Below are 4,934 nucleotides of genomic sequence, written 5' to 3' on the forward strand. Positions count from 1 at the left end.
CCCTCCCGGCGCTCCTGGGGTACGCGGGGGTCCGGGCCCTGGGGCTGGCCGTGCTGGCCGGGTGGAGCGCGGCGCGCGGCACGAGCGCGCACAAGCTGCTCTCCGCCCGCTGGGACTCCCTCTGGTACGCGCGGGTCGCCGGTGCGGGCTACGGCCACGAGGTCCGGCTGCCGGGCGGCGACGTCCACTCCGACCTCGCCTTCTTCCCCCTCCTGCCCTGGCTGGAGCGGCTGCTGCACGCGCTGACCCCGCTGTCGTACGCGGACGCGGGGCTCGTCGTCTCCGCCCTGGCCTCGCTGGCGGCGGCCGGCGGGATCTTCGCGCTGGCGGACCGGCTGTACGGGGCGCGGGCCGGGGTGTGCGCGGTGCTGCTGTGGGCGGTGCTGCCGGTCGGGGTCGTGCAGTCGATGGCGTACAGCGAGTCCCTGTTCACCGCGCTGGCCGCCTGGGCGCTGTTCGCCGTGGTGTCGGGGCGCTGGGTGACGGCCGGGCTGCTGGCAGCGCTCGCGGGGCTGACCCGGCCGGTGGGCGCGGCGGTGGTCGCCGCGGTGTGGGTCGCGGCCGCTGCCTCGTTCGGGCGAACGGGGAGCGCGGACGGCCCGCGCGCCCCCGCCTGGCGCCGGGTGCTGGGCGCCGCCCTGGCCCCGCTGGGCGCGGCCGCGTACGTCCTGTGGGTGGGGCACCGCACCGGGGACGGCCCGCTCGGCTACCTCCATGTCCAGGCGGGGTGGCGCAACGGCTTCGACGGGGGCTATGCCTTCGCCCGCTTCGTCGGCGGCATGCTCACCGCGTTCCCGTCGGCCCTCGCGGGCGTCGCCCTGATCGCCGGCGTGGTCCTGCTGCTGTGGCTGTACGGGGCCGGGGTGCGCCGGGGGCAGCCGCTCGCGCTGCTGGTCCACAGCGGAGTTGTGCTGGCGTTGGCCCTGTGCGCGTCGAGCTACTTCGGCTCCAAGCCCCGGCTGCTGCTGCCCGCCTTCCCCCTGCTCTTCCCCCTGGCCGAGGCGCTGGCCCGCGCCCGCCCGATCCGCGCCGCGCTGCTGGTCGGCGCCCTGGCGGCCGGTGCGGCGGTGTACGGCGCCTGGTGGCTGAACGGCTCCGGTCCGCCGTGAGGGGCCCGGCGGACCGGGTGAGCGCCCGCCGAATACCGGACCACCTTTCGGTGAACGAATTAAAAGCGCCATAAAACCGCTCCCGGCGAGATCCGGGGCAATTACGGGGGCCGATCCGGCGATATTGCAGACGTTCAGGAATTCAAGCGGTTCCTGAGAGGTTTCCCACATCACATCGTCATCACAAAGCCCCAGTACCGACCGGGAACACAGCTCACTCGCTGTAACGTCGATTGGGTGCGTACCGAACGAAAGCTCACCCGGCGTCTGGACCGGGTGTTCGCCAGGCTGGACCGTGAGCCGGAACGGCCGGCCCATATCGACGTGCCGCGTATGTCGCGGCACCGGGCCGTGCTGTTCTCCTCGACCCTGGCCTTCTACCTGGCGATCGTGTGGGCCGTGATCACCACGTCCTGGCTGGTCCGGCTGGACTGGCGGGTCATGTTCTTCCGCCCCTACCAGCAGTGGCCGGGCATCCACGCCTTCCTCGACTACTACGTGGTGCTCGGCCAGCGCGGCCCCACCGCGGTGATGGTCGCGGCCTGGCTCGGCTGGCGCTCCTGGCGACAGCACACGGTCCGTCCGCTGCTGACCCTGGCCGCCTCGCTGCTGCTGCTGAACATCACGGTCGGCGCCGCCAAGCTCGGCATGGGCCGGCTCGGCCCGCACTACGCCACCGTGATCGGCTCGAACGAGATGGGCCTGGGCGGAGACATATTTCCCTCGGGTCACACCGCCAACGCGGTCGTGACCTGGGGCATCCTGGCGTATCTGGCCTCCACGGCCAGGGCGCGCCGCTGGCTGTCCGCCCTCTCGGCGATCACCTCGCTCGGCGTCGGCCTCACCACCGTCTACCTCGGTACGCACTGGCTGAGCGACGTGCTGCTGGGCTGGGCCGCCGGGCTGCTGATCCTGCTGGCGCTCCCCTGGTTCGAGCCGCTGATCTCGCGCGCGGAGAACGCGCTGTTCGCGCTGCGGGACCGGCTGCGCGCCCGCCGGCGGCGGACCGCGCCCGCGCCGGCCGCGCCGCTCGCCCCGGTGGCGCTCCAGCCGCTGGCCAAGGCCGCCGAACCGTCCGTACCGGCGCGGGAGCCGGTCACGTCGGCGCGGGGGTCCCGGCCGCCGATCCATCTGGCGCCGGGCCCGCACACGGCCCGCTCCGAGCGCACTCCGGTCACCCCGGCGGGCAGCCGGCGTCCGCCGCACCCGGACCGGCTTCCGCGCGGGGCCTCGCAGGCCGCGCGCCCCTGACGGCCGGGTCAGCCCTTCCAGACGCGGGCGACCCGGCCGTCCTTCACCTCGAAATTGAGGCGGCCCGTGCGGTACTCCATGGTGATGACCGCGCCGGGCGGCAGCGCCCGCACCGTCTGCCAGCCCCGGCTCCGGGCGCGCCGGTCGGCGTCCTCCGGGGCCAGGCCGACATAGCTGTCCAGGGTCTCCTGCGGCTCCGGCGGCGGAGCGGGGATCTGTGCCATGCGGCCACGCTAGGCGGCCCGCGCCGACTACGGAAGGCACCCGCCGCGACGGCCTCCGGGGCGCCGCCCGGTCACACTTCTGTCACAGCTCCCGATGCTCGTAACCCGCGTACTGCGTCACACGTATGGGGGTTTCCGTTCACCTTCACGGGGTAATCGAACAGAATTTTCCTGTGCGGGTCGCGAGGGGGTCCGATTAACGCTCGTAATGGGTCGGATCACACACCGGAACCGGCCAAGAACGGGGCCGTGACATTTTTCCCACGAAATACGGTGCACGCGCGCCGGAGCTGACGCCGCATAGGAAATTCACGGGTTCTCCGCACGAACGGACATGCGAACGGCCGCCGCCCTCCGGAGGGCGGCGGCCGTGGCCGTCGAGGCGGGGCCTCGCGTCAGAGCGCGAGGTGCTGCCCCGGCACGATCAGATCGGGGTCGGCCCCGATGACCGACCGGTTGGCTTCATAGACCCGCTGCCAGCTCACCCCGTGCCGGGCGGCGATGGTGCTCAGCGTGTCGCCCTGCCGGACGGTGTAGCCGCCACGCCCGGCTCCCCGGTCGGCGTGGGTCGTCGCCGGGCGCTGCGGGGCCGGCGCGGATCGCGTCGGTGCGGTCCGGGCCGGGGCGGACCGGGCGGGAGCGGACTTCTTCGTCACGCCCTTGTCGGTTCCGCCGCCCGCCGAGGCGCTGGACGGTGCGGACCCGTAGGCTCCGGCGCGGCCGGAGCAGACGGGCCAGGCGCCCCAGCCCTGGGCCTGCTGGACCTTGGACGCCACGGCGATCTGCGCGCTTCTCGACGCCTGGTCCGCGGTGGCGGCGTAGGCGCCGCCACCGTAGGCACGCCACGTACTGGCGGAGAACTGGAGCCCGCCGTAGTAGCCGTTGCCGGTGTTGATGTGCCAGTTGCCGCCGCTCTCGCACTGGGCGATGCGGTCCCAGACCCCGTTGTCCGCCGCCTGCGCCTCTCCGGAGGCTGCCAGCAGCCCCAGCGGGGCGAGCAGCGCGGCCCCGGCGAGGGCGGCCGTCGTACGGCCCTTACGGGCGGTCGAACGGGTCGTATCGGCACACTCGGTCATGCAGTTCCCTCTCCACGAACCCGGGCTCCCCCTGGGCGGGGCACGTCTCGCCGCGTCGGACCGCGGTTCCTCGTGCCCGCCCCGTCCACCGGTGACCGGTGCCGCGGCCCTGACGGACCCGGCGCCGGGCGGCGGACCTACCCGAGCGGTGCTAGTTGCACACGGCGAAGGAATCTAAGGAGGACAGGTGCCGCATTTCAACAACACCTCGTCCCGGCAGGCCAGTTGGCGGTTACCGCCAGTATCGGCGATTTCCGGCCAACCACTTCATACGGTTATTTCGGCACTTGTCGACCATGAGCGGCACCTGCCCGTGATGCACATCACCCCTCCAAGTTCCTTGACCGTGTACGGAGTTGACGGTGAGTGGCCGATTCCGTGTCGAAAGTGACCCTGCGCGCAGGCCGGTTCGATTCCGTTCCCCCTGGGGCGTGACTCCCACCACAGAACGCCCGTTGTCTTCTGCATGAGCCCGCGATCCCAAGGCTCAGCGACCGGGAGCCACCCGGCCGACCGCGCGCATCCCGAGGGAGCCACCGTGCCGCGCATGCTCGACGTCAGTGACGCCGTACGCGCCGAGATCGGCGACGAAGAAGCCGACCGGCTGCTCACCGGAGCGAACGCTCCGGGCAGTTACGACTGCACGTCCTGCCGCACTCCGGGGGACTCCGAGCAGGAACGCACCAGCACCGTCCTGTTCGTCGGGGACGAGACCGCCGTCCTCGCCTTCGCGCACGCGGGCTGTCTGCCCTCGCAGGTCGTGCAGGTCACCGAGGAGCAGTTGCAGGGCGCCGTCCGCTCCATCGGCGGCGAGGCGGCCCCCCAGGAGCCGGAGCAGCCCCACCGGGCCACGCCCGAGCCCGCCGTACTCGGCGTGACCAGCGGGCTGGTGCTGATCGAGGGCGAGTTGCACCCGGCGCTCGTCGTCGAGCCGACCGCGCCCATCGCGCGCCCCGGCGCCACCGGGGGCGGGGACGACTTCCTCCCCCTCCTCATCGAGCAGGGCTTCATGCCGGTGACCGCGCTCGACACCGTCCCCCCGGTGCTGCACGGCTGGTCGGTGCTGCTCGCCGTCGGCCAGCTGCACGCGGTGCTCCAGCCGGGCCCCCACGGCAGCCAGCCGGTGGCCTGGTGGCAGGCGCACCAGCCGCTCCAGGTCACCGACAGCTGGCGGGCCGCCGCCAACAAGCACCAGCAGGTGCTGATGTTCGCGGCCCCCGTCGGCTCCATCGGCCGCCAGCCCCGCGAGGACCTCCTCCGCGACGCCCTGGACA

General features: G+C 73.1%; 5 protein-coding genes. 3 read left to right on the forward strand and 2 right to left on the reverse strand.

The features are described 5' to 3' along the window. Both CCN33_RS19585 and CCN33_RS19590 read left to right on the forward strand, forming a co-directional pair. Positions 1 to 1,109 (forward strand): glycosyltransferase family 39 protein (locus CCN33_RS19585; protein WP_107483962.1); only part of this gene is annotated, 1,109 nt, incomplete at its 5' end. A gap of 237 nt (positions 1,110 to 1,346) precedes the next feature. Next, the gene (locus CCN33_RS19590; protein WP_086694880.1) at positions 1,347 to 2,360 is read left to right on the forward strand and encodes a phosphatase PAP2 family protein; all 1,014 of its coding nucleotides are present in this window, start codon (positions 1,347 to 1,349) and stop codon (positions 2,358 to 2,360) included. 8 nt (positions 2,361 to 2,368) lie between these two features. On the opposite strand, the gene CCN33_RS19595 is transcribed toward CCN33_RS19590, so the two are convergent. Both CCN33_RS19595 and CCN33_RS19600 read right to left on the reverse strand, forming a co-directional pair. Beyond that, on the reverse strand, positions 2,369 to 2,584 hold the full coding sequence (locus tag CCN33_RS19595; RefSeq protein WP_086694881.1) for an I78 family peptidase inhibitor: 216 nt from the start codon (positions 2,582 to 2,584) through the stop codon (positions 2,369 to 2,371). A 395-nt stretch (positions 2,585 to 2,979) separates the two neighbouring features. Continuing rightward, positions 2,980 to 3,660 (reverse strand): transglycosylase family protein, encoded by a 681-nt coding sequence (locus CCN33_RS19600; RefSeq protein ID WP_086694882.1) that lies wholly within the window; start codon positions 3,658 to 3,660, stop codon positions 2,980 to 2,982. Positions 3,661 to 4,198: 538 nt separating this feature from the next. Between CCN33_RS19600 and CCN33_RS19605 the strand changes: the two genes are divergently transcribed. Then, the coding region (locus CCN33_RS19605) for a hypothetical protein (RefSeq protein ID WP_086694884.1) at positions 4,199 to 4,934 on the forward strand (736 nt) is incomplete at its 3' end.

Origin of the sequence: Streptomyces recifensis (assembly GCF_002154615.1) — a bacterium.
Taxonomy (GTDB): Bacteria; Actinomycetota; Actinomycetes; order Streptomycetales; family Streptomycetaceae; genus Streptomyces; species Streptomyces griseoluteus.

What these genes read in the sequence shown, in the direction of transcription:
- CCN33_RS19595 (WP_086694881.1), bottom strand. Translation starts at nt 2,584, where the DNA reads ATGGCACAGATCCCCGCTCCGCCGCCGGAGCCGCAGGAGACCCTGGAC.
- CCN33_RS19600 (WP_086694882.1), bottom strand. Translation starts at nt 3,660, where the DNA reads ATGACCGAGTGTGCCGATACGACCCGTTCGACCGCCCGTAAGGGCCGT.